This is a genomic window from Acidisarcina sp., from assembly GCA_035539175.1.
Classification (GTDB): domain Bacteria; phylum Acidobacteriota; class Terriglobia; order Terriglobales; family Acidobacteriaceae; genus JANXZS01.
In genome coordinates this window covers 115,156-138,160 of sequence record DATLIY010000003.1, presented here as the reverse complement: position 1 = coordinate 138,160, position 23,005 = coordinate 115,156, and the positions used below count along the sequence as shown (strand labels likewise).

Annotated in this window: 17 protein-coding genes and 1 tRNA gene; 11 read left to right on the top strand and 7 right to left on the bottom strand. The window is 59.9% G+C overall.

Annotated elements, in window-relative coordinates:
- Nucleotides 1-19 precede the first annotated feature (19 nt).
- The 5 genes from alaS to VM554_00870 all read left to right on the top strand — a co-directional run bounded on the left by alaS (nucleotide 20) and on the right by VM554_00870 (nucleotide 8,406).
- Entirely contained in the window at nucleotides 20-2,725 is a 2,706-nt protein-coding gene (alaS, locus tag VM554_00890) for an alanine--tRNA ligase (protein ID HVJ06916.1), read from the top strand.
- Nucleotides 2,726-2,977: 252 nt separating this feature from the next.
- On the top strand, nucleotides 2,978-5,551 hold the full coding sequence (locus VM554_00885; GenBank protein HVJ06915.1) for an N-acetylmuramoyl-L-alanine amidase: 2,574 nt from the start codon (nucleotides 2,978-2,980) through the stop codon (nucleotides 5,549-5,551).
- A gap of 123 nt (nucleotides 5,552-5,674) precedes the next feature.
- Nucleotides 5,675-6,811 (top strand): DUF6599 family protein, encoded by a 1,137-nt coding sequence (locus tag VM554_00880; GenBank protein HVJ06914.1) that lies wholly within the window; start codon nucleotides 5,675-5,677, stop codon nucleotides 6,809-6,811.
- Nucleotides 6,812-7,210: 399 nt separating this feature from the next.
- A tRNA-Thr gene (locus tag VM554_00875) sits at nucleotides 7,211-7,286 on the top strand.
- Nucleotides 7,287-7,461: 175 nt separating this feature from the next.
- The gene (locus tag VM554_00870; protein ID HVJ06913.1) at nucleotides 7,462-8,406 is read left to right on the top strand and encodes a tetratricopeptide repeat protein; all 945 of its coding nucleotides are present in this window, start codon (nucleotides 7,462-7,464) and stop codon (nucleotides 8,404-8,406) included.
- 19 nt (nucleotides 8,407-8,425) lie between these two features.
- Here the strand turns inward: VM554_00870 and VM554_00865 are convergent, their stop codons facing one another.
- The gene (locus VM554_00865; GenBank protein HVJ06912.1) at nucleotides 8,426-9,985 is read right to left on the bottom strand and encodes a YifB family Mg chelatase-like AAA ATPase; all 1,560 of its coding nucleotides are present in this window, start codon (nucleotides 9,983-9,985) and stop codon (nucleotides 8,426-8,428) included.
- 144 nt (nucleotides 9,986-10,129) lie between these two features.
- Between VM554_00865 and VM554_00860 the strand changes: the two genes are divergently transcribed.
- The gene (locus tag VM554_00860; GenBank protein ID HVJ06911.1) at nucleotides 10,130-11,137 is read left to right on the top strand and encodes a HEAT repeat domain-containing protein; all 1,008 of its coding nucleotides are present in this window, start codon (nucleotides 10,130-10,132) and stop codon (nucleotides 11,135-11,137) included.
- Nucleotides 11,138-11,168: 31 nt separating this feature from the next.
- Entirely contained in the window at nucleotides 11,169-12,569 is a 1,401-nt protein-coding gene (locus tag VM554_00855) for an L-serine ammonia-lyase (protein ID HVJ06910.1), read from the top strand.
- A gap of 200 nt (nucleotides 12,570-12,769) precedes the next feature.
- Here the strand turns inward: VM554_00855 and VM554_00850 are convergent, their stop codons facing one another.
- Complete coding sequence (locus VM554_00850) at nucleotides 12,770-13,954, bottom strand: acetyl-CoA C-acetyltransferase (GenBank protein HVJ06909.1); 1,185 nt, start codon at nucleotides 13,952-13,954, stop codon at nucleotides 12,770-12,772.
- 626 nt (nucleotides 13,955-14,580) lie between these two features.
- On the opposite strand from VM554_00850, the gene VM554_00845 reads away from it, so the two are divergent.
- Entirely contained in the window at nucleotides 14,581-15,312 is a 732-nt protein-coding gene (locus VM554_00845) for a 16S rRNA (uracil(1498)-N(3))-methyltransferase (protein ID HVJ06908.1), read from the top strand.
- 131 nt (nucleotides 15,313-15,443) lie between these two features.
- Here the strand turns inward: VM554_00845 and dnaJ are convergent, their stop codons facing one another.
- The 5 genes from dnaJ to VM554_00820 form a co-directional block, all read right to left on the bottom strand.
- Entirely contained in the window at nucleotides 15,444-16,577 is a 1,134-nt protein-coding gene (gene dnaJ / locus VM554_00840; GenBank protein HVJ06907.1) for a molecular chaperone DnaJ, read from the bottom strand.
- Complete coding sequence (locus VM554_00835; protein HVJ06906.1) at nucleotides 16,574-17,191, bottom strand: nucleotide exchange factor GrpE; 618 nt, start codon at nucleotides 17,189-17,191, stop codon at nucleotides 16,574-16,576. Before VM554_00835 ends, dnaJ begins: the two co-directional genes overlap by 4 nt.
- A gap of 83 nt (nucleotides 17,192-17,274) precedes the next feature.
- Nucleotides 17,275-18,345 (bottom strand): heat-inducible transcriptional repressor HrcA, encoded by a 1,071-nt coding sequence (hrcA, locus tag VM554_00830; GenBank protein ID HVJ06905.1) that lies wholly within the window; start codon nucleotides 18,343-18,345, stop codon nucleotides 17,275-17,277.
- Nucleotides 18,346-18,582: 237 nt separating this feature from the next.
- Nucleotides 18,583-19,404, bottom strand: coding sequence for an Mrp/NBP35 family ATP-binding protein (locus VM554_00825; protein HVJ06904.1), 822 nt, complete (start codon nucleotides 19,402-19,404; stop codon nucleotides 18,583-18,585).
- Between the two features lie 151 nt (nucleotides 19,405-19,555).
- Entirely contained in the window at nucleotides 19,556-20,104 is a 549-nt protein-coding gene (locus VM554_00820; protein HVJ06903.1) for an acyl-CoA thioesterase, read from the bottom strand.
- A gap of 181 nt (nucleotides 20,105-20,285) precedes the next feature.
- Between VM554_00820 and VM554_00815 the strand changes: the two genes are divergently transcribed.
- From VM554_00815 to VM554_00805, 3 genes are all read left to right on the top strand, one after another.
- Nucleotides 20,286-20,597 carry a tetratricopeptide repeat protein gene (locus tag VM554_00815; GenBank protein HVJ06902.1) on the top strand — a complete coding sequence of 104 codons (312 nt, stop codon included), beginning with the start codon at nucleotides 20,286-20,288 and terminating at the stop codon, nucleotides 20,595-20,597.
- Between the two features lie 109 nt (nucleotides 20,598-20,706).
- Nucleotides 20,707-21,312 carry an LON peptidase substrate-binding domain-containing protein gene (locus VM554_00810; GenBank protein ID HVJ06901.1) on the top strand — a complete coding sequence of 202 codons (606 nt, stop codon included), beginning with the start codon at nucleotides 20,707-20,709 and terminating at the stop codon, nucleotides 21,310-21,312.
- 96 nt (nucleotides 21,313-21,408) lie between these two features.
- Entirely contained in the window at nucleotides 21,409-22,920 is a 1,512-nt protein-coding gene (locus tag VM554_00805; protein HVJ06900.1) for a hypothetical protein, read from the top strand.
- Nucleotides 22,921-23,005 lie beyond the last annotated feature (85 nt).

Here is a 23,005-nt window from a genome sequence, read left to right as displayed (position 1 = left end):
AAAGGTCTCTATGCAATTCATGTCCGGGTCTGCAATTCGCGAAACTTTCCTTCGCTTTTTTGAGTCGAAGGGCCACCGCCGTGTGCACTCCTCTTCGCTGGTTCCGGCGAACGATCCCACGCTGCTGTTTACCAATGCCGGGATGAACCAGTTCAAAGACGTCTTCCTCGGCTTGGAACGTCGCGACTACTCGCGCGCCACCACCTCGCAGAAATGCGTGCGCGCCGGCGGCAAGCACAACGATCTGGAAAACGTCGGCTTTACGCGGCGTCACCACACCTTCTTTGAGATGCTGGGCAACTTCAGCTTCGGCGACTATTTCAAGGCCGAGGCCATCGCCTTTGCATGGGAGCTGATCACCTCTCCCGAGTGGCTCGCGATTCCGAAAGACAAGCTCTACGTCACCATCTTCGAAGGCGACGCAGCCGTACCGCGCGATGAAGAAGCCGAGCAGCTCTGGATCAAGGCCGGCGTGCCCCAGGATCGCATTCGCGCTTACGGCGCAAAAGATAACTTCTGGCAGATGGGCGAGACTGGTCCCTGCGGCCCGTGTTCGGAGATCTTCTACGACATGGGGCTCGAGGCTGCGGAAACTCCCGGCGTCGATAAACCCTTCGGCGAAGATGACGCGCGCTACGTAGAAATATGGAACCTGGTCTTCATGCAGTTCGACCGCAGCCTCTCGGCGACAGGCGAGGCTACATTGAAACCGCTGCCCAAGCCCTCCATCGACACCGGAGCAGGCCTGGAACGCATGGCCGCCGTGCTGCAGGGAAAAATCTCAAACTTCGAGACAGACTTGTTCACGCCGCTCACGTCGCGCGCAGGGGAGCTGACGAACACGAAGTATAAGGATGGGAACGCGCCAACCGACGCCTCCCTGCGCATCATCGCAGACCACGCTCGCGCCGCAACCTTCCTCATCTCCGACGGCGTGCTGCCTGCAAATGAGGGCCGCGGATACGTGCTGCGCAAGATCCTTCGCCGCGGCATCCGGCATGGCCGCCTGCTTGGGCAGGAGATGCCTTTCATGTTCGAGATGGTCTTTGCCGTGCGCGACGAGATGAAGGACGCGTATCCGGAGCTGATCGACTCGGCTGACCGGGTCGCCAAGGTTGTCGAAGCCGAGGAGCGGCAGTTCGACCGCGTTCTGAAGGTCGGTCTCGGAGTACTGAACAACGAATTGGCAGAAGCAGCCAGGGTCGGCGAAAAGAATCCCGTGCTCTCCGGAGCAAGGGCGTTTCATCTCTACGAAACCTATGGGTTGCCGTTGGATTTCATTGCGGATGTCGCCCGCGACGCGCACATCTCGCTCGACCTGGAGGGCTTCGAGCAGGCCAAGGAAGCCGAGCAGGCCCGCGCTCGCGCCTCCTGGAAGGGTGGCTCGCAGAAGACCGCCAGCCCGGTCTTCCGCGAGCTGCCGAAGACCGGCTTTGAGGGCTATCGCCAGCTCACGGTGCAAGGTGCAGAGGTTCTGGCGATTGTGAAAGACGGCGTCGGCGTGCAGCAGGCCGCTGCCGGCGACCAGGTGGATATCGTGCTCGATCACACCTCCTTCTATGCCGATTCCGGCGGACAGGTGGGCGACACGGGATGGTTCTACTCGGACGACCACAACACCGTGGTTGCCGAGGTTCTGGGCTGCTTCTCTCCGGTGCAGGGTGTACGCGCACACAAGGTCATCGTTCGCCAGCCCATCCACGTGGGCACAAAGGTGGATACCGTCGTCGATAGCGGCCGCCGCTGGGCCATCCGGCGCAACCACACGGGAACACACCTGCTCCATGCCGCCTTGCGCGAGGTTCTGGGAACCCACGTCAAGCAGGCAGGATCGCTCGTGGATAACACGCGCCTGCGCTTTGACTTCTCGCACTTCGCTGCGGTTGCCGATGAAGAACTGCAGGACATCGAAGATATCGTCAACAAGGAAGTGCTGGCGAATGAGCGCGTCCAGACCATTGAGGATGTGCCCATCGATACAGCCGTGAACGAATACCACGCCATGGCGCTCTTCGGGGAAAAGTACGGCGAAAAGGTTCGAGTGATCAAAATCGGCGACTTCTCGACGGAGCTTTGCGGTGGCACGCACACCGCCGCCACAGGCGAGATCGGGCTGATCAAATTAATGAGTGAAGGCAGCGTCTCTTCGGGTGTGCGGCGCATAGAGGCCGTTTCCGGAATGGGGGCTCTCGGGGAGTTTCGCCGCGATTACCAGTTGGCGCAGCTCACCTCGCAGCTTGCTCCCAGCGCCGAGCTTTCCCCCGCCGATGCTTTGCGGCAGAAGCTCGCCGCCAGCGACGAAGAGCTGAAGAAGCTGCGCCGCGAACTGGACGAGGTGCGCATGAAGTCCGCCGGAGCCGCACTCTCCTCCGCGAAGGAACAAGCCGTGGAGGTAAAGGGCGTGAAGGTGCTGACGCATCGCGCCGATGCGCTCGACCGCGGCCAGTTGCGCACGCTGGTCGACAATCTTCGCAACCAGCTTGGCTCCGGTGTCGTCGTGCTCGGCTCCTCGCAGGATGAGGGCAAGGTGGCGCTGATCGTCGGCGTGACCAAGGACTTGACCGGGAAGATACAGGCAGGAAAGATCGTTGGAGAACTCGCCCGCAAGGTTGGCGGCTCCGGCGGTGGACGGCCCGACATGGCCGAGGCTGGCGGCAAGGACGCCAGTCAATTAGACGCGGCCCTGGCGAGTGCTCCCAATGTCGTATCTGCGCTCCTGGGGTAATTGCTGCCCCCAGGGTAGTTACTGGCTGGATAGTTGCTGGCTGGATTCCCGATTTCGTGTTTTGTGGGTGAATTTGCGGTTTTCATCGGTCCCCTTCGTTGCTGCCCTTGTGCGGGCAACTTATAATCAGAGTGTCTCTGGCGTGCAGCCTCTCGCTCGTTTATGCCGCTTGCCATCCGCTTCGGAGGGTGCATGCACCTGTTTGCACTAGCACGCCCCGCTCGAGCCCTACTCCTCGGCGTGGTACTCAGTATGTTTTCGCCCCTGCTTCCCGCCGCCAGGGTGCGGCACATCTCTGCCCATGCAATTCCGCTCTCGCCGTTTGACAAGGCGCAGCGCATGCGCGAAGCGCTCAACGGCCGCCCCCAGCAACAGCGAACCCGGCGTGATTACGAACGCGTACTCGATGCCTATCGCGCTGTTTACCACAGCGATCCCGCGTCTCCCAGGGCCGATGCCAGCATCGCTGCCGTCGGGGATGTGTTAGCCGAGGAAGGCCGCATCTTCGACGATGACAAGACGCTGCACGATGCCATCGGGCAATACGAGTTTCTGCGTCACCAGTACCCTGCCAGCCGCTTTTGCGCCACCGCGCTGCTCACCGAAGCTGCCATCTATCACCGCGATATCGGCGACAAAGACGAGGCGAAGACGAAGTATCAGCAGTTCCTGAAGGCATATCCGCGCAGTCCGCTGGCCGACCAGGCCCGTGCAGGATTGAAGGAGCTCCGCAACCAGCAGATCGCCGAGAAGCACGGTTCGCGTTCCGGAAAGAACAAGCCCGAGCCTGCCGAGGATACGGCGGCAAAGAAGAACGGGCGCGCCGCGAACGCGGAGCAGACGCGGAAAGAGGATCAGGTCCTCAAGGATGCCTCACCTTCATCCTTGCCCAGCCAGCAAACCACGGTGCTCCCGCAAACCACGCCATCGAAGACGAAGCAGACGTCATCCTCAGCAGCATCTGAACCGCAACCGCTCGCGCCCATCCCTAGCTCAGCAGTCACTGACACTTCTCTGGCAACGCCCGCGCACACCCGGCGGGGCAAGACTCCGCTGGTCACCAACATTCGTCATTGGTCCACCAACGTCTATACGCGTGTGGCCATCGACCTGGATGAAGAGGTGCAGTACGAAGCAGCGCGGGTTCCGAATCCTGACCGTATCTTCTTCGACCTGCACGGCGTCAAGCTTTCGCCGGAGCTGATTGGGCGCTCTGTGGAAGTAACCGACGATGGATATCTCAAGAGGATTCGAGCGGCCCAGTTCTCGAACGACGTGACGCGCATCGTGCTCGACGTGAGCGACGTAAGCGAGTACTCCGCCTTCCTCCTGCCCAACCCCTATCGTCTTATCATCGATATTCATGGGCGGAAGCCCGGCTCGCCCGCGACCACGCAGACGGCCACTACGGAGCCCCCGCCCAGCGCCCCTGCGGGTGGAAACGCAGCGCGCCGCCCCCTGGCATCCTCGACCAACACCTCCTCAACTACCACATCTTCGACCACCACATCCTCAACCGCCACGGCCCTCGCACAAGGCTCGCGTGCTGGCTCAACTTCGAGCGCAGCTTCGGGAACAATGACGGGCATAACTTCGGGCGCAACAACTTCGGGTACAACTTCGCAGCCCCACACTCCGGCTTCGGCATCCCAGGCGGCTCCCGCCACGACCAGATCCGCGGCGACCAACATACCCACGTCTCTACGCGGAAGCACCTTGCCGCAAGCCACAGCGCAGCCGCCGACGCCCCGGCAGAGCGCAAGCGCAACCAAATCTGAAGATTCCCCATCGCGCCGAAAGGCCGAAAAGAAATCTTCCTCTCTGGACGAAGTAGCCGCGCTCAGCCAGCAGAAGAATCGCGTACAGGCAACGACGCACCCCACTTCGGCTCCGATCTCGGCATCCGTCGCCGACACTACCCCCGCACCGCAATCGAGCGGGGTCGATACGCCGGCAGCACCACCCACAGGCAAGTCCCGCTCGCGCAAGCACGCATCGACAAGCCGCAGCACCGAGCCATCGCGCAGCGAGCCGGATACCAATACGCTGGCCAGCGTCAGCCATGAGGCCGCGCCAACCGCGAATGGAGAGCGATCGCTCGTACGCGCACTGGGATTGAAAATTGGGCGAATCGTGGTGGACGCCGGTCACGGCGGACATGATTCCGGCACACTCGGGCCTGAGGGCATTGAAGAAAAAGAAGTTGTCCTCGACGTAGCCCTGCGGCTCGGGAAACTGCTGAAACAGCGTCTGGGCGCGGATGTGATCTATACCCGCGATGACGATACCTTCATCCCGCTGGAGACGCGAACCGCCATTGCTAACAAGGCGCAGGCAGACCTGTTCATCTCGGTTCACGCCAACTCCAGCCACGACCCGACAGCGCGAGGGGTGGAAACCTACTACCTCAACTTCACCGCCTCACCCGACGCGCTCGAAGTGGCCGCCAGAGAGAATGCCGTCTCGAACCAGTCCATTCATCAGCTCTCCGACCTGGTGAAGAAGATCACGCTCAAGGACAAGATCGACGAATCCCGCGAGTTCGCGACGGATGTGCAGCAGAATCTTTTCGCCGGACTGGAAGACGGCAATCGCGGACTGAAAGATCGCGGCGTGAAGAAGGCTCCCTTCGTCGTGCTGATTGGGGCAAACATGCCGTCGATCCTTGCAGAGATCTCCTTCCTCACCAATCCCGAGGATGCTCGCGAACTCCGCGACCCCAACTACCGGCAACGCATCGCCGAATCGCTCTACCACGGCGTGTCAAAATATGTCGGCGGACTCTCCGGCGTCCAACTCGCAAAGTCGCGCGCTGGCGGGAATTAAGGCCAATTAACAAGGCCCTAAGACTTGACGCGTCTTCTCATGACACGAATTGATTTATCGGGTGCAAGTCCTGCGAGCGCACCAAAACTTTGCGCGGAATGGTAGTCTCACATTCAGAACTGTATGTCTCTCTCAACGCGCTTTCGTAGTCTTGTCCTTACCGCGCTTCTTCTGTCCCCCGTCTGCCTCCTGGCCAAGCCTAAAGCTTCTCCTGCGCCACCGCAGCCGCTGCTACCCGCCGACTTCGCGGGTTGGCATCTATCGAGCGCGGCGATCAGCGCCGCGCAGCCGCAGGCCGCCGATCCAGCCAATGTCGATGTGCTGAAGGAATACGGCTTTGTCCGCTTCGAGCAAGGAGATTACACGCGGGATGCAAGCAAGCTGCGTGTGCGCGTGATTCGTTTTGAAGACGCAACCGGGGCCTACGGAGCCTACACCTTCTATCGTCGCTCCGGCATGCCGAAGGAAGACATCGGCCAGGGCGGCGCATCGGATAACAACCGTGTTCTCTTCTGGACGGGCAACACCGTCGTAGACGCGGCTTTTGATCGCGTCACCAGCATGTCCGCCGCGGAGCTGCGCGAACTCGCGAAAGATCTGCCCACACCAGCAGGCTCAACGAATGTGCCACCGCCGTTGCCGCGCTATCTCCCTGCCGACGCGCTCGAAGCCCAGACCACGCACTATGCGCTGGGAGACGCCGGTTATACGCGGAGCGGTGGCGTCCTGCCTCCGCGCCTCATCGACTTCACTCGCGGGGCGGAGGCCATCACGGCCCACTACCACTTGAAGAGCGGAGACGGAACACTGACCCTCCTCAACTACCCCACGCCGCAGCTTGCCGCCGGGCAGGAGAAGGCGATCCAGGACTTCCTGGCAGCCGGCAACACTCCCCAGAGCGGATGGCCCGAAGCCCTTGCAGAGAGTAGGACCACTGCGCTCTCCGTACGCCGCAGCGGCCCCATGGTGGCGGTTACCAGCGGAGGCTTTTCCGCGGATGATGCCCACAGGCTCGCCTCGCAGGTGAACTACACTGCCGAAGTCACCTGGGATCATCCCCAGGGCTATATCAGCGAAGCAGCGAAGGCCGGCCGCCTGCTCATCGGCATCGCTACCCTGAGCGGCATCCTCTGCGGAGGCACGCTTCTGCTCGGAATATTTCTTGGGGGAGCCCGTGCGCTCTATCGCCGCCTGCGTGGGAAACCAGCCTCGTCGATGGAAGAGATGGAGTTCATCAGCCTGAACCTGCGGAATTACTAGGCTCTGCTACTTGCACATGGAACGAGGCAACTCCAAGGATAAATATCTCATTAGGCATTACTTAGTGTGAAAATTTAGCGAAGAATAGGCGAATACGATCCTTTCGCTGGATATTTTCCTACCCCTCTAAGTACCCGACAATGCACCACTTATTCCTTCCCGGATTTTGCCTTGACACCCTCTGGAGGCGACCATACTATTTCGCCAGAAAGTTCTGATGGCCTTGCCTCCGTTGGAACTATTCTCCCTAAGAGAAAAAGCCGCCCTGTTGCCGGGCGGCTTTTTCGTTCTTTTAGACGATGATTTCCGCTCTTTTTGCGAAGCTCCTGCGGCAAGTACGAGGCTGAGCCCGCTCTCTTTACGATCCCTCGCTGCAACGATACAATCAACCATGGCAAGGCCGACGTAGCTCAGTTGGTAGAGCAGCCGATTCGTAATCGGCAGGTCAGCGGTTCAAGTCCGCTCGTCGGCTCCAGATTCCCCGTTTTCCAGTCACGACAACAGTTTTTCTTCACTTTTTTGGCGCGTATCGTCTCCGGTACCGCGTTATCCACTGATTTTTACAATGAGCCTATTGCTCTTAGGAGAGCACGTGCGCATAATCGCGTCAGAAGCACGGGTGCAACCGGCTTTTTTATGAGTATCCAATTGTGACCCGATATTGCCGCCAGGATGTACTTCGGATTCTACGCATCCACGCCAGGCAACTCCGAGCGTGGGAGCGGGCGGGATTAGTTGCCTCCAGCGAGCTCTATACTTTTCAGGATCTGGTCCAGCTCAGAAAACTCCGCGATCTGCGTGCCACCCGTCTTTCAGTGGCCAGCATCCGCGCCTCCATCTCCGCCATGCGCAGCGTGTCAGGCATGGTCAATCCGCTGCTGGAGGCAGGAGTGATCCGCGCCGGTTCCCATGTAGCCTTCCGCTACAGTGGCGCAATGATGGACCCGATTGCACGGCAATTCGTCTTTGATTTTGAGTCTGCCAACGAGGACCGGCTGGCCAAAGTTCGCGAATCGTCCTCTGCCCTCGCTGCGCGCGAGGGCCGTTTGCAAGAGCTGTTCTTTGCGGCAATCCGCAACGAAGAGGCATCGCAGCTCAAGGAAGCCTCCGCGCTCTACGAACAAATTCTCGAAATCGATCCGGATCATGCACCGGCCTGCATCAACCTGGGAACCATTCACTACAATCAACGCCACTACAGCCGGGCGGAGTACCTCTACCGCCGCGCGACGGAAGCGGATCCAGGCTACGCTCTCGCCTTCTTTGACCTGGGAAACGTACTGGACGAACTCCAGCGCCTTCCGGACGCGATCCAGGCCTATTGCGGCGCGATTCGTGTAGCTCCAGGCTATGCGGATGCCCACTACAACCTCGCGCTGGCCTACGAGCGCACCGGAGAGCGCCGCAAAGCGCTTCGCCACTGGACAACCTACATCAAGCTGGACCCGATCGGCCCCTGGGCGAATCACGCCCGCTGCCAGGCGCGCAAGATTCTTGAGCGCGAGAGCTTGACGATTGTGCACCGCAACGGACGGGCTCTCTCCCCAAAAACCAGAGCTACGTCCTTTCGCCCCAGCGTTCTGCCCACCGCCTAGCCCTTAGGACTCAAGCCCCTTAGCTCCAATAGCTACGGTCGAGCGTGCGGTATTGGATCGCCTCGGCAATGTGCCCTACATTCAGGGCAGGCTCCCCCTGCAGATCGGCAATCGTCCGTGCCACTTTCAGGATGCGATCATGGGCTCGCGCGCTCAGCCCCTGCTGCTGCATGGCGCGTTCCAGCAGCCGTTCGGCGTCTGGCGCGAGTTCGCAGAAGGTGCGAATCTGACGGGTTCCCATCTGCGCATTGGAGTAGATCTTCTCCCCCGCACTCTTGAAGCGCTGCTTCTGCCGCTCCCGCGCCGCAAGCACGCGATCGCGAATCTCTTTCGAACCTTCTGCCGCAGCTCCGGATCGCAACTCTTTGTATTGCACCGCCGGAACCTCGATGTGGATATCGATGCGGTCCAATAATGGGCCGGAAACCTTGGAGATGTAGCGCTGGATCATCGGCGGCGTACAGCGACATTCGCGGGACTTGTCGTTGAAGTATCCGCAAGGGCAGGGATTCATTGCCGCCGCAAGCATGAAGCGCGCCGGGAAGCTCAGCGACATGGAAGCACGCGCTATGGTGACGGTGCCGTCTTCGAGGGGCTGGCGCATTACCTCGAGCACATTGCGCGGAAACTCCGGGAGTTCGTCGAGAAACAACACTCCATTGTGGGACAGCGAAACCTCGCCGGGCCGGGGGATAGCGCCTCCGCCAATCAGTCCCGCATCCGAAATCGTATGGTGAGGAGAGCGAAACGGACGCTGCGTGACCAGACCGGCTTCCGGATCCAGCACGCCCGCGACCGAGTGAATCTTCGTCGTCTCCAGCGCCTCCTCAAAACTCAGAGCAGCGAGGATCGATGGCAGCCGTTTAGCCAGCATCGTCTTGCCCGATCCCGGAGGGCCAATCATCAGGATGTTGTGGCTGCCCGCAGCCGCAATCTCCAGCGCACGCTTGGCGGTCTGCTGTCCGCGCACATCCTTGAAGTCGAGAGAAAAATGCTGCAGCTCGCCCAGCAGGTTTTCCGTGGCAATGCGAAAGGGAGGAGTGGTGATACCGCCGTTGGCAGCCGCATTCAGCAGTTCCCGCGCCTGCAGCAGAGAGGTGACAGGATAGACATCCACACCTTCGACCACCGCTGCTTCGGCAGCGTTGGCAGCGGGCAGAATCAGGTTCTTGATTCCGCGCTCCCGCGCTGCGATGGCAACCGGAAGCATCCCCGGAACCGAACGCACGCCGCCATCCAGACCAAGCTCTCCTACCAGCAGGAACTGGCTCGTATCCCGCAGTTGCAAGCCGCCATAGGCCCCGAGGATGCCAATAGCCATTGGCAGATCGAAGCCTGCTCCCTCTTTCTTGAGATCCGCCGGGGCCAGATTGATCGTGATGTGCGTCGGTGGAATGTCGAAGCCGGAGTTCTTGATTGCGGCACGCACGCGATCCCGGCTCTCGCGCACAGCGGCGTCCGGAAGGCCAACCGTGTGAAAGCGATCTTCGGTTGTTTTGATACCTGAAAAATCTACCTCGACATCGATGATGCTCGCGTCGATGCCATAAACAGCAGCACTGAGTGACTTAAAAAGCATATTTTTCTTTACAGGGCGTGCGCCGAGTATAGCACTCGTATTATTGCCAAATGTGTAATATGCAGTGTGCCGCGGCATTAGCGAACATCGGTCTTGATGATTTGCTCAGCCCGCAATGGTTCACGGCAAAGCGAGGTGGCTGGAATGGAACATCTTACGAGAAGCGTCTCGATTCGATTTATGCTGCCGCTGCTGCTCCTCTGCCTGATGCCCCATCACAGCATCTGCCAGGAGGTTCAGCCGAAAAGCTCCACCAGCCCGGAGCTGATACCCGGCGACACCAACGACGATATGGATGACCCCTCCGAGCTGTCTTTGGATGCCGCGCGCAAAAGCGTGGATGCTGGTAAGACACTGGCATGGCAGGTAATTGAATACAGCGCGAAGAGCGCGAGGGTCACGTCGCGCGTCGCGGCGATGGCTGCGATGGGAACCATGGGCAACGATCCGCGGGTAGAGAAGTTGGTGCTGACCGCGTGTGAGGATACCGATCGAGAGGTGCGCGCTGCTGCCGTGATAGCCATGGGCAATACGCGAGACCGCACCCTGATCCCGCGGCTGCGGCAGGCACTCGACGATTCCGCGCCCGAGGTTAGCTTCAACGCCGCGGTGGCGCTTTGGATCCAGGGCGACCGCAGTGGAGAGAATGTGCTCTACGGGGTGCTCAAAGGAGAAAAGAAGAGCGGGCCCGGCGCAGTGGAGAAGGCAAAACGCGACATGCAGAATCCTTCGACGCTCGCCCGCCTTGGAGCGGAGCAGGGAGCCTATGCATTGCTCGGCCCGCTCGGCATCGGTCTGGATGTGGCAAAGGCGCTGCGTAAAAGCTCCAACAGCAACCCTGCCCGCGTGCTCGCCGCGAATCTTCTCGTTCAGAGTCCTACGCAGAACACCAAAGAGCAGCTTATCGCTGCGCTGTTGGATCATGACCCTTTCGTCCGCTCTGCGGCAGCACGTTCGCTCAACGCCTTTCACGGCGACGATGTGAATCAGGCGCTGATCACGGCCTTCGGGGATTCCAAGCCCGCCGTGCGCGCGATGGCAGCGGCTTCGTACCTGCTTGTCAACACGCCGTCCAGACGCAGTACCGTCCCGCGCCTCCACCGCCGCTCCCGTTCCTCGACGCCCAAACAGGCACCAGCCCAAAAGCCTTAAAATAGACCTTGGAACGGATCGTCAGGACTCTATGAAGACAAGCTTGTTTGATCTCTATAAGGTGGGCATCGGCCCATCCAGTTCGCACACCATGGGTCCTATGCGGGCTGCGAGGCGCTTTGCTTCCGCGCTGGCACAGGCGGGCGACCTGCCAAAAACCACTCGCGTATTGGTGGATCTATATGGCTCGCTTGCGCTCACCGGGCGCGGCCATGGCACAGACCGCGCCATACTCCTGGGGTTAAGCGGCGAAGAGCCCAGCACGATCGATCCCGCAACCATAGAGCGCAAGCTCCAGCAGATTCGCAGCACGCACACTCTGCCGTTGATGGGCGGAAACGGAATCCAGTTTCAGGAAGCAGAGGATCTTCTATTCCATCGCGATCAGATGTTTCCGCCGGGCGCGGTGACGCAGCATCCGAACGGAGTCCGCTTTACAGCCTTTGATTCGACGCAGGCGGTCCTTTCGAGCTGGACCTATTTCTCGATTGGCGGCGGCTTCATCTTGGAGGATGGCGAGGCCCCCGCCAAAAGTGCAGAGGTTGCGCTGCCCTATCCATTTTCCAGTGCAGCGGAGTTGCTGGAGATGGCGGCGAGTCATCAGCTCTCCATCTGGGAGTTGATGCTGGCGAATGAATGCGCTCTGAAGACCGGCCCGGACGCTGCAGCCCAGGTACGCGAAGGCATCTTCCACCTGTGGCAGGTGATGCAGGCATGCGTGGAGCGGGGCATCGCCGCCGAAGGGATCCTTCCGGGCGGGTTGAATGTGCATCGCCGCGCTCACCGGCTTGCCGAACGGCTGCAAACGAAAGCGGCCGCAGGTCATATCTCCGATCCGCTTGCACCGCTGGACTGGGTAACGGTCTATGCAATGGCAGTGAACGAAGAGAATGCTGCGGGCGGCCGCGTGGTCACCGCTCCTACCAACGGAGCCGCGGGAGTGATCCCCGCTGTGGCGCACTACTATCGCAACTTCATCAGCGAAGCAGATGACGAGGGACTGCTGCGCTACTTCCTGACCTCTGCCGCAATCGGCATCCTCTACAAAGAGAATGCCTCCATCAGCGGGGCCGAAGTGGGCTGCCAGGGAGAGGTGGGGGTTGCCTGTTCCATGGCTGCAGGCGGATTGGCCGCCGCCCTGGGCGCATCGAATGCGCAGGTGGAACATGCCGCCGAAATAGGCATGGAGCATAACCTCGGAATGACCTGCGATCCCATCGGCGGGCTGGTGCAGATTCCCTGCATCGAACGGAACGCCATGGGAGGAGTGAAGGCTGTGCACGCCTGCCGCCTTGCGCTGAATGAAACCGAGGGCCACAAGGTATCGCTCGATCAGGTCATCCGCACCATGTATCTGACGGGACTCGACATGCAATCGCGCTACAAGGAAACGTCTCTGGCCGGCCTCGCTCTCAACGTAATCGAGTGCTGAAGACGCTACGCCATCAGTTGCTCGCATTGTCATCCTGAGCGCAAAAGCATTGTCATCCTGCGCAAAGGGCATTGTCCTGCGCAGAAGCATTGTCATCCTGAGCGCAGGAAGGATCTGCTTCTCACCCTCCAATTGCAACCAAGAGCAGCCGCCCTTCGATAGCGCCCTTCCCATCCTTGCAGCCGGGTCACGCTATCGCGTCAACGCTCGACGGCCAGGGCGACAGAGTTTCCGCCGCCGAGACACAAAGCCACCACTCCGCGATGCGCGTCGCGACGGATCATCTCATGCAGTAGCGTGACCAGGCAGCGAGCTCCGCTGGCACCGATAGGATGTCCCAGTGCGACCGCCCCCCCATTGACGTTCAACTTTTCCGGCGGGATACCCAGCTCGCGAGTCAGCGCAATCGCCTGCACCGCGAATGCTTCGTTCAATTCGAAGAGATCCACGCTCTCGATCGGCCATCCGGCGCGCTCCAGCAGCTTCTTCACGCCTGTAATGGGAGCCAGCATGACCCACTTCGGATCCACGCCGCTGGTCGCCTGCGCGCGGATGGCAGCCATCGGCCGCAACCACAGCTCCTTTGCCTTGCGCGCCGATGTGACGACGAAGGCGGCCGCTCCATCGTTCACCCCTGGAGCATTGCCGGCGGTCACCGTTCCATCCTTTTTGAATGCAGGCTTCAGCGCGCGCAGAGACTCGAGGCTCGCATTCTCGCGGATCGATTCATCGTGTGCGAAGAGGGTGGGCTCCTCTCCCTTCTTTTTCGGGGGGATCTCGATCGGCAGAATCTCCTCGGAGAAGCGGCCTTCGCGAGTGGCTGCCGCAGCCTTGCAATGGGAGTTCACCGCGTACGCATCCTGCTCTTCGCGGGTGATGCCATACTTCTCTGCCACGTTCTCGCCGGTGATCCCCATGTGGTAGTCGTAGAAGGCATCCCACAAGCCATCGTGAATCATGGAATCCACTACGGTGGAGTTGCCCATGCGAAAACCGCTGCGGCCCTGCGGCAGGAGGTACGGCGCGTTCGTCATCGATTCCATTCCGCCGGCAACGACCGTCTCGGCGTTCCCGGTCTGGATGGATTGCGCTGCGAGTGCGATCGCTTTTAGCCCGGAACCGCAAACCTTGTTAATCGTCATGGCGCTCACCTCGGGCGGCAGACCGCCGCGGATCGCCGCTTGCCGCGCGGGGTTCTGGCCAAGGCCAGCAGAGACAACGTTCCCGAGAATGCACTCATCGATCGACGCAGCATCCACCGTGGCGCGCCGGACCGTCTCACGGACTGCGAGCGCTCCCAGTTGCACAGCGGAAAAGTCAGAGAGGGAGCCCTGAAATTTTCCGATCGGTGTTCGAACAGCGGAGACAATCACAATTTCTTCCATGGTGTAGGCCCTCTCTTAACCCGACGGCTCTTAGCCGATAGCTCTCAACCCTTTGACTGGTGCGGGCGGCAGACGTTTCTACCCGGAGAGCAGCACAATCAGTTTGGATGCGAAGTGCGAAGCACCAAACCAGCCGACTGAAGATAGCAAGCGCTGTCGCAACACGCAACGCCAGAGGAAGACCCCGTGGAGCAACGATATTCAAGGTGCACTTCTCTCGTCGTATTTCTGCATCCGGAAAAATCGGATCGAACCTCATTGCTTTTTTCGATTCGCAATTGAGGAAGTGTGCTGCGAATTGCAATTTTTTTCTTGACACATTTTTTCAAGAACCATATACCTTCCGTAACTGCAACACTCGTGTTGCAGATTCGATGCACATCGAAAAGGGAGAATAGAAACCATGGCAACAGCAAAAAAGGCAGCCAAGAAAGCACCCGCTAAGAAGGCAGCAAAGAAGACGGCGAAGAAGAAGTAATCCTTAGGCAAGAGGATTCAGCCACACATGGGGGACGCGGCAAGCGTCCCCCAAACTGTTTCTGCGGGAGAATACACGCTCCTATCGCCGGTAGAGAAAAGAGAATTACTCTACTCTTGATGAGGTACGAATTTCTGAAAGAAGACGTATGACACGACGCCGATGGATTGCCGATCACTGGGATGACGCCACTGCGACACTAAGCGGCGAACAAGCCATGCATCTGGTTCGAGTTCTGCGCGCTCAGGCCGGAATGGAATACGATGTCGTTGCCGGCGGCCAAGTCTGGCATGGCGTGATCGCAAGCATCTCGCCGGAGGAGGTTCGCTTCAATCTTGTCGCTGAGGTCAAGGCGGACCCCGCTCTTCCCATCACCCTGTTGATCTCCATCTTTAAGTTCGATCGCATGGAGTGGGCGATTGAAAAGGCAACCGAACTCGGGGTGCAATCGCTTGTCCCCGTGATCGCGAGACGCAGCGAAAAGCACCTGGCACTGGCCGCAGAGAAGCGCGTGGAACGCTGGCGCCGGATTGCACACGAAGCAGCGCAGCAATCCCGCCGCTCCGATGTTCCGCTCATCGAAGATCCGGCTCCGCTTAAAGTCGCGGCGCGCACGCAGGAGGACTCCGTAAGGCTTGTCCTGGCAGAACAGGAACGAGGCACGACACTGCGGCAAATGATGAGTGAAGTTCTGATCGCTGCCGGGGACGAGGTGCCATCCATTCGCGTGGCAATCGGCCCCGAAGGCGGATGGGCTTCCGACGAAGCGGCTCTCCTGGATGCCGAGGGATGGCGCTCCGTGAGCCTGGGACCGCGAATTCTTCGAGCCGAGACGGCGGCAATTGCCGCCCTGTCCGTGATCGCGGCGATGCTCGAGTAAAAGCCTGAAATACAAAGAGCGAGATGCGGTTCACCGGGCAACGGGCAGGTAGTCGATCCTGCAAACGGCCATGGACAGGAATCGCTTCCCTGCCCGCTCTCTCCAACCACTTCCCTATCCGTTCTTTGCCCTTAGCTGAACAGTTCCTTCATCTTTTCAAACAGGCCGCGAGAGGTTGGCGTATTTTCCACCTTGAGCGTATCGGCAAGCTGCCGCACCAGTTCGCGCTGCACCTTGTTCAGCTTCTTCGGCGTCTGCACCATCACCTGCACGATGAGATCGCCGCGGCCATGTTCGTTCAGGTACGGAATTCCCTTGGAACGAATGCGGAACTCCTTGCCGCTCTGCGTGCCTTCGGGAATCTTCAGCTTCGATTCGCCTTCCAGCGTAGGAATATCCAACTCGGCGCCAAGCGCAGCCTGGGGAAACGAAATCGGCAGAATGCAGTGCAGGTCGTTGCCATCCCGTTCGAAAAAGGCGTGCGGCTTTACCGTGAGGAAGATGTAGAGGTCGCCATTGGGCCCGCCAAATCGACCGGCGTCGCCCTCGGCCTGGTAGCGGATCCGCGTCCCATCTTCCACCCCCGCCGGAATCTTGACTTGGATCATGTGCTCTCGATGCACGCGGGTGTCCCCCTTGCAGGTGGAGCAGGGATCGGAAATTACCGTGCCGACACCGCCGCAGGCCGAGCAAGTCCGCGCAATCGAAAAGAATCCTTGCTGATAGCGAACCTGGCCCCGCCCCTGGCACTGGCGGCAGGTTACCGGACCGCGGCCGCTGGCTGTGCCTGTGCCATGGCAATCCGCGCAGGCCTCCAGACGCCGAATCTGAATCTCCGCATCTTTGCCAAAGGCCGCCTCGACGAATTCGATCGTCATGTCATAGCGCAGATCCTGGCCGCGCTGGACACGCGAGGGCCTGCGTCCCTGGCCCCCCATATTGAACATCTCGCCGAAGATGTCCCCGAAGATGTCGCCGATATCCTGTGCGCCGGCAAAGGGATTTCCACCTCCGCCTCCGCCGTTAAACGCAGCATGCCCATATCGATCGTAAGCCGCGCGTTTTTCTGAGTCGGAGAGGACCTGGTAGGCCTCGCTGGCTTCCTTGAACTTCTCTTCAGATTCTGGATTATCCGGATTCCGATCCGGATGATGCTGCATGGCTAGTTTGCGATACGCCGTTTTGATCTCTTGATCCGTGGCATCGCGGGACACGCCCAGCAGTTCATAAAAGTCGGTTTTGGTCACGTTGTCTGTTCTGCTCATGCTTCTTTCTGCTTCGGATTATGGGCTACACGAACCATCGCCGGGCGCAGCAGGCGATCACGGATGCGGTAACCGCGCCGAATTTCATCGACGATCTGCTGATCCGGCACATCTTCGCTTTCTACGGTGCCAAGCGCCTCATGGACATGCGGATCAAACTGTTCCCCTACTGTTTCCACGGGAACAACGTTGAGAGATTTCAGAGCTTCTTCCATCTGCTTGACGATCAGCTCCACTCCGCCGCGAAGCTGCTCTGCCGAGCCGTTGGCATTGAGAGCCAGCTGAAAATTATCGAGGACCGGAAGAAACTGCGCGACCGCATTCCCGATAGCGTAGTCGCGAAATTCCGTGCGCTCCTTCGCCTCCCGCTTGCGGGCGTTGTCGAACTCCGCCTGCAGGCGTGCAAGCCGGTCGAAGAGCTGATCGCGCTCGGCCTTGATCCGCTCATACTCCTCTTGTGGAACAGCGGCTCCCGAGAGCGGCATCTCTGTAACGGTTGCCGGCCCTTCGCCGGCCTCCATTCCACTGACCACATCCTCCGCGGGATCTGAGGCGGGATCCGTGTTCAGCAGTGCTTCAATTTTTCCATCGGACGGCTTTTGTGTTGTTGACATACGTACCTTCGAAAATATTTCTTTCATGGATTCATAGGGCTGACGCAGCCATGGTGGCGTCTCTTTCCCCGGACGTTCCCGCCTCACTGCTGGGGCGCCTGCAGGATGCGTTCAGAAAGCTGCGCGATATACGAAACCGCATTGATCGTCTCTTGATACTGGATGCGCGTAGGACCGATTACGGCGACTGTACCGAAGCTCTCCGCGCCCAGATGCACCGGAGCGCCAAAAAGCACGATGTTACTCATCTCCGGGATGGAATCTTCAAGCCCCACGACCACCCGCACTGCCTGCTGGCGTGAGTCAACATAAGCATTCAGCAACTCGATCAGACGCTGCTTCGTCTCCAGGGCCCCCAGCAACTGACGCAACCGTTCGCGATCCATCTCGCTCGCGACCAGGTTGCCGACACCCTCCACAAAGATACTCTGGTCCGCAAACTCCGCGGCAAAGGCTCCTTTGCGGCATAGCTCTTCCACCGAGGACATGAGCCGGTCATACTCATTCCGCTCGGCTTCCACGCGATGCGTCAGATCCACGCGAATGCGCTCGATGGACCAGCCGTGAAAATTCTCATTCAGAAAGCGCGCGGCAACCTCAAGCTCGGCATGGGCCAGGTCGCGATCCAACACCAGAACCCGGTCGAGCACCGCTCCCGCCATCGTCACCAGGACCGCAAGCACGCGTCTCGCGCTCAGCCGGGTGAAGTGAATATGCTCCAGCGAATGAGCCTCTGTGCCGGATGCGAGCGCTACACCCACACCGCTCGACAGCAAGGCCAGCACGTGGGAGGTACGCTCAAGAAACTGCTGGCTGCCGTGAACCCCCGCAAAGCTGTCTGCGATCTGCTCGCGCTGCTCCGGCGTCAGGCTGCCGGGCGCAAGCCGCGATAAACCACTGAGTTGCTCTACATAAAAGCGGAATGCCTGTGCCGTAGGGATGCGCCCCGCGGATGTGTGCGGCTGCTCCAGCAGACCCGCTTCGCCCAGACTCGCCATGACATTGCGGATCGTCGCGGAACTCATACCATCTTTGCTGCCAAAGTGGCGGGCAACGGTTTGCGAGGCCACCGGCTCTCCGGTCGCGATGTACGTCTCGACGATTGCCGTGAGTACAAGTCGTTCCCTGGGACTGATTCGAACCTCAGCAGACATATTCCACCGCCCCTGAACCCATCAGTCGCAGTCCAACAGGGCGCGAATGGGCAAGGTCTTCCTGTTTAATTCTAGGAAGCGCCATGAGGGGTGTCAACCCGGCGGCATTCAGTGGGCTGTTGTCAGCGACCCATGAGGCCGCGGAGTCTGCATACGCAGCAGGCCCCGCGCATGTGCGGCGGGCAGTACTACCCGCCGGCACGACTGCAGACCGCTGCGCGCGGACAATCAGCCTTTCTAGCTGATCTCAAAGATGTTCTCGGCCTTGCTCGATTGCGCCTTGGCACGCTCGACGAGCTTTTCCGCGACGGCAAAGAACTCTTTGCCCTGGGCCGATTCCGGACCGCCAAGAGCCACGGGCATTCCCGTGTCGCCCCCCTCGCGTATCTCCGGCACCAGCTCGATCGATCCGAGGAACGGAACGTTGAACTGCTTCGCCATGCGATCCGCCCCGCCGCGGGCAAAGATATCAATAACCTCGTGGCAGTGCGGGCAGGTGAAGTGGCTCATGTTTTCCACGATGCCGAGGATATCGACGTTGACCTGGTGGAACATCTCCACCGCCTTGCGCGCATCCTGCAGCGACACATCCGAAGGAGTGGATACGACGACGGCGCCGGTCAAGGGAACGGTCTGCACCAGCGAGATAACGACGTCTCCCGTTCCTGGCGGCAGATCGATCAGAAGGAAGTCCAACTCGCCCCAGTCCACCTGGTGCAGAAACTGGCGGATGATCTGGTGAAGCATGGGTCCGCGCATCACCAGCGGCTTGTCTCCCGGCGAGATGAAGCCGATCGACATGACCTTCACGCCATGAGCCGTATTGGGTTCGATCTGATTGTTTTCTTTGATGCGTGGCTGGGCGCCGGTGCCCAGCATGAGTGGCACGTTCGGGCCGTAGATATCGGCGTCAATCAATCCCACGCGGAAGCCGAGCTTTGCCAGTGCCACGGCAATGTTGACAGACAGCGTGGTCTTTCCCACTCCGCCCTTGCCCGATCCGATTGCGATGATGTTGGCCACTCCGGGGAGCGGCTGCGGTGCTGGAGGTGTTGCCATGTGTCCCATTGTGATATCCGTTTCCTTTTTGCGAATTCCGTTACGCCTTCGAAGTCTCAGGCCGATATAGAGATTGGATCGTGACTTTGCTGGATCGTTCCTTGTGATCGCTCCTTGTGATCGTTCCAGGGATTGATCGTTACCAGGATCGTTACAATTTCCCCGGGCGCACCGCCCCTTGCATTTCCTTTTCCGGAGGCAGGCTCGCGCGCTTGCGCTCCCGTTCGGACTGGCGATGCTCCCTGCGCCGGCCGGCGTCTTCAAACCGCCGTTCCTCCTCCTGCGTCTCCGGCTGAAGCCGTGGTATGGGAACGCGGCGCCCCTGCGAATCAATGGCGACGAATGTGAGATAGGCGCTCGCCACGTGGCGATGAACTCCAGCCAGGGTATTCTCCACCCAGACCTTGACCCCCACTTCCATCGAGGTGTTGAAGGCCCGATTCATGGACGACTTCAAAATCAGCAGGTCCCCGACATGCACCGGGGCGATGAAGTCGATGTGCTCCATGGCAGCGGTCACGACATGGGTGCGCGAGTGCCGGTAGGCGGCCATGGCTCCGACCAGATCGATGAAGTGCATGAGCCTTCCGCCGAGCAGATTGCCGAGGGTATTGGTATCATTCGGCAAAATCAGTTCGGTCATCTCAGACTGCGAGTCCGCCACCGTGCGGATGGGGAGGGGATGATCGGCAAAATCCATGAACAACTCTCTTTCCTGAAGACGGCAAACTTACACCCTCGGCGGGATCGGCCAGCAGCAATTAGAATCGGCTCTGGCCATTCGGCTCTCTCGGGGCTCTTTCCAGTTTCGGCAATTGTGGGGATTTAGGCAAATCCCAGAGCCCCGCCGGAGTGCGCGATCAAGGCAGAAAAAGGAGCGCATGACCAAAATCGACATGTTGCAGCAGATTCTCACCATGAACCCCATGGACAGCTTTGCCCGCTATGGGCTGGCGATGGAGTACGCCAACAGCGGCGACGTGACGGCTGCATTGGCAGAGTTTGACCGCCTCGCAACGGATCACCCCGACTACACGCCGGGATACTTCATGTGTGCCCAGACGCTGGCCAAGGCCGGACGCATCGACGAAGCTAAGGAGCGCCTGAAGGCTGGTATCGCAAGCGCGGTTCGAACCCGCAACACGCATGCCGAGGGCGAAATGCAGGATATGCTCGACGATCTGGAGAATTAAGCCGACGTCCCGGCTGAAAATCTCTCCGCGGAGGCAATCTCAGGCGATCAAAAGAGAAACCGCCGCGGATGTTTCGCACACCGCCGGGACGTGCATAATGGACGGAGCCATGAGAATCCCTTTGTTCCCGCTGGATGTGGTGCTCTTTCCAGGGGCTCCTCTCCCGCTTCATATTTTCGAAAACCGCTACCGGGAGATGGTCGCAGAATGCCTCGACGGAAACGGGATCTTCGGAGTGGTGCGGGCACAGCGGGGTGGCCTTGCGGTTATTGGATGTACGGCGCACATTCTTCGTATCCTCGAACGCTATTCCGATGGCCGGATGGACATTCTATGCGAAGGAATCGACCGCTTTGAGATCGAGACGCTGGATAACTCCCGCACTTTTCTGCAGGCGGAAGTTGATCTGCTGCCTGACTTTGGCGAGACTGCCAGCAGGCTAAACCGCGAGGAGTGCCTCGGCCTCCACTACGAGGCGCTGGAACTGGCGGGAGTGGAGGCCATATACGCGGCTCTCAATCCTGCAGATTCCATCTCATTTCAACTGGCGTGGAGCCTGCCCGCAGACCTGGACTTTAAGCAGGAACTCCTTTGTTTGCGGTCGGACGCGGACCGCACGCTGCGGCTTCTGGAGTTCTACAAGACATTTCTCCCCAAGCTCCGCCGCGGAGCGCAGGCATCTCTGGCTTCCAGCCGGAACGGCCACGTGATGTAATTGCCGCTACAGCGACAGGCCCCAGGCAAACTACCCCAAGCAAACTCTTGAGGCGATTCCGAGTCAAACAAGGGAGCGAACTGCAGGAGAGAATCTATGTCTTCACCGAGCCACCTTCCCCTGACTCTGGGTGAACTTCGCAAGAGCGATCTGTTCTCCGAAGCACGGTTGAAAAACCGCAGCGTGAAAGAAGAGATGCGCGAAAACCTGATCGCGCGCCTCAAGGCCAGAGATCCTCTCTTCCCCGGCATCGTCGGCTATGAGGATACGGTGGTTCCGCAGATCGTCAACGCAGTGTTGTCGCGGCAGAACTTCATCCTTCTGGGACTCCGCGGCCAGGCCAAGAGCCGGATTCTACGGGCGCTGACTGCGATCCTCGACGAAAAGCTGCCCTTCGTGGCAGGCTGCGAAATCCGCGACAATCCATACCATCCCTTGTGCCGTCGTTGCCGCGAGCTAATCGAGGAGCGCGGGGACGACGTCTCCATTGCATATCTCTCGCGAGACGACCGCTACGTGGAAAAGCTCGCGACGCCCGACGTCACGGTTGCAGACCTCGTCGGCGACCTGGACCCCATCAAGGCGGCACGCGGCGGCCAGGACCTGTCGAACGAGCTCACCATGCACTATGGATTGCTGCCACGCGCCAATCGGGGCATCTTCGCCATCAACGAACTCCCCGACCTTGCCGGAAAAATACAGGTTGCGCTCTTCAACATCATGCAGGAAGGCGATGTGCAGATTAAGGGCTACCCTGTCCGGCTGGCGCTGGATCTCGCACTCGTCTTCAGCGCAAACCCGGAGGACTACACCGCACGCGGCAAGATTGTCACTCCGCTGAAAGATCGCATCGGCTCGGAGATTCGCACGCATTATCCGGAGACGATCGAAGAAGGCATCGCCATTACCAGCCAGGAGGCGTGGACCGATCGCGGCACGGGCCGCGTCGAAATCCCCGCATATATCCGCGAGATCGTGGAGCAGATCGCCTTCAGCGCACGCCAGGATAAGAAGGTAGATAACCGCAGCGGCGTAAGCCAGCGGCTGCCCATCTCCACGATGGAGCTGGTCGTTTCCAACGCCGAGCGGCGCGCGCTCCTGCACGGAGAAACGCTCGTCGTTCCGCGGGTTGGTGATCTGTACGCCGCACTCCCGGGCATCACCGGCAAGGTCGAGTTGGAATATGAAGGAGAACTGCGCGGCGCCGACACGGTGGTCCGCGAGTTGATCCGCGTCGCGATCGCACGGTTCTACGACAAGTATTTCGCCACCACCAATACACAGCAGATCGAGCAGTGGTTCAACCTGGGCGGCACCGTCAAGATCGATGACGGACAATCCGCTGCCGATACCCTGGCCGAGTTGTGCCAGATTCAAGGGCTCCTCGAAAAACTCTCCGCTGTTTCGGTGAAGCCCTCGGGCACGCCGGAGCTGATTGTCTCCGCGGCGGAGTTTTTGCTCGAAGGCATGTATGCCCACAGAAAGTTGAGCCGCAGCGAGGAACGCGGCTTCTCCGCGCAGGAGAAGCCGCGGCGGCCGGAGCGCACAGACACGGAGTCCTTCGCCGAGGAGTGGCAGCAGAAGCAGGTACGGCGGGGACTCAACTAGAGGCCTCAAGAATGCCGGGGCAGCATTCTCGAATCGCAGCCCGGCGCGTGCTTCGCTGACAGACCTGCTCTTCCAGGAGCTATGC

What these genes read in the sequence shown, in the direction of transcription:
- alaS (HVJ06916.1), top strand. Translation starts at nt 20, where the DNA reads ATGTCCGGGTCTGCAATTCGCGAAACTTTCCTTCGCTTTTTTGAGTCG.
- VM554_00885 (HVJ06915.1), top strand. Translation starts at nt 2,978, where the DNA reads ATGTTTTCGCCCCTGCTTCCCGCCGCCAGGGTGCGGCACATCTCTGCC.
- VM554_00880 (HVJ06914.1), top strand. Translation starts at nt 5,675, where the DNA reads ATGTCTCTCTCAACGCGCTTTCGTAGTCTTGTCCTTACCGCGCTTCTT.
- VM554_00865 (HVJ06912.1), bottom strand. Translation starts at nt 9,985, where the DNA reads ATGCTTTTTAAGTCACTCAGTGCTGCTGTTTATGGCATCGACGCGAGC.
- VM554_00860 (HVJ06911.1), top strand. Translation starts at nt 10,130, where the DNA reads ATGGAACATCTTACGAGAAGCGTCTCGATTCGATTTATGCTGCCGCTG.
- VM554_00855 (HVJ06910.1), top strand. Translation starts at nt 11,169, where the DNA reads ATGAAGACAAGCTTGTTTGATCTCTATAAGGTGGGCATCGGCCCATCC.
- VM554_00850 (HVJ06909.1), bottom strand. Translation starts at nt 13,954, where the DNA reads ATGGAAGAAATTGTGATTGTCTCCGCTGTTCGAACACCGATCGGAAAA.
- VM554_00845 (HVJ06908.1), top strand. Translation starts at nt 14,581, where the DNA reads ATGACACGACGCCGATGGATTGCCGATCACTGGGATGACGCCACTGCG.
- dnaJ (HVJ06907.1), bottom strand. Translation starts at nt 16,577, where the DNA reads ATGAGCAGAACAGACAACGTGACCAAAACCGACTTTTATGAACTGCTG.
- VM554_00835 (HVJ06906.1), bottom strand. Translation starts at nt 17,191, where the DNA reads ATGTCAACAACACAAAAGCCGTCCGATGGAAAAATTGAAGCACTGCTG.
- hrcA (HVJ06905.1), bottom strand. Translation starts at nt 18,345, where the DNA reads ATGTCTGCTGAGGTTCGAATCAGTCCCAGGGAACGACTTGTACTCACG.
- VM554_00825 (HVJ06904.1), bottom strand. Translation starts at nt 19,404, where the DNA reads ATGGCAACACCTCCAGCACCGCAGCCGCTCCCCGGAGTGGCCAACATC.
- VM554_00820 (HVJ06903.1), bottom strand. Translation starts at nt 20,104, where the DNA reads ATGGATTTTGCCGATCATCCCCTCCCCATCCGCACGGTGGCGGACTCG.
- VM554_00815 (HVJ06902.1), top strand. Translation starts at nt 20,286, where the DNA reads ATGACCAAAATCGACATGTTGCAGCAGATTCTCACCATGAACCCCATG.
- VM554_00810 (HVJ06901.1), top strand. Translation starts at nt 20,707, where the DNA reads ATGAGAATCCCTTTGTTCCCGCTGGATGTGGTGCTCTTTCCAGGGGCT.
- VM554_00805 (HVJ06900.1), top strand. Translation starts at nt 21,409, where the DNA reads ATGTCTTCACCGAGCCACCTTCCCCTGACTCTGGGTGAACTTCGCAAG.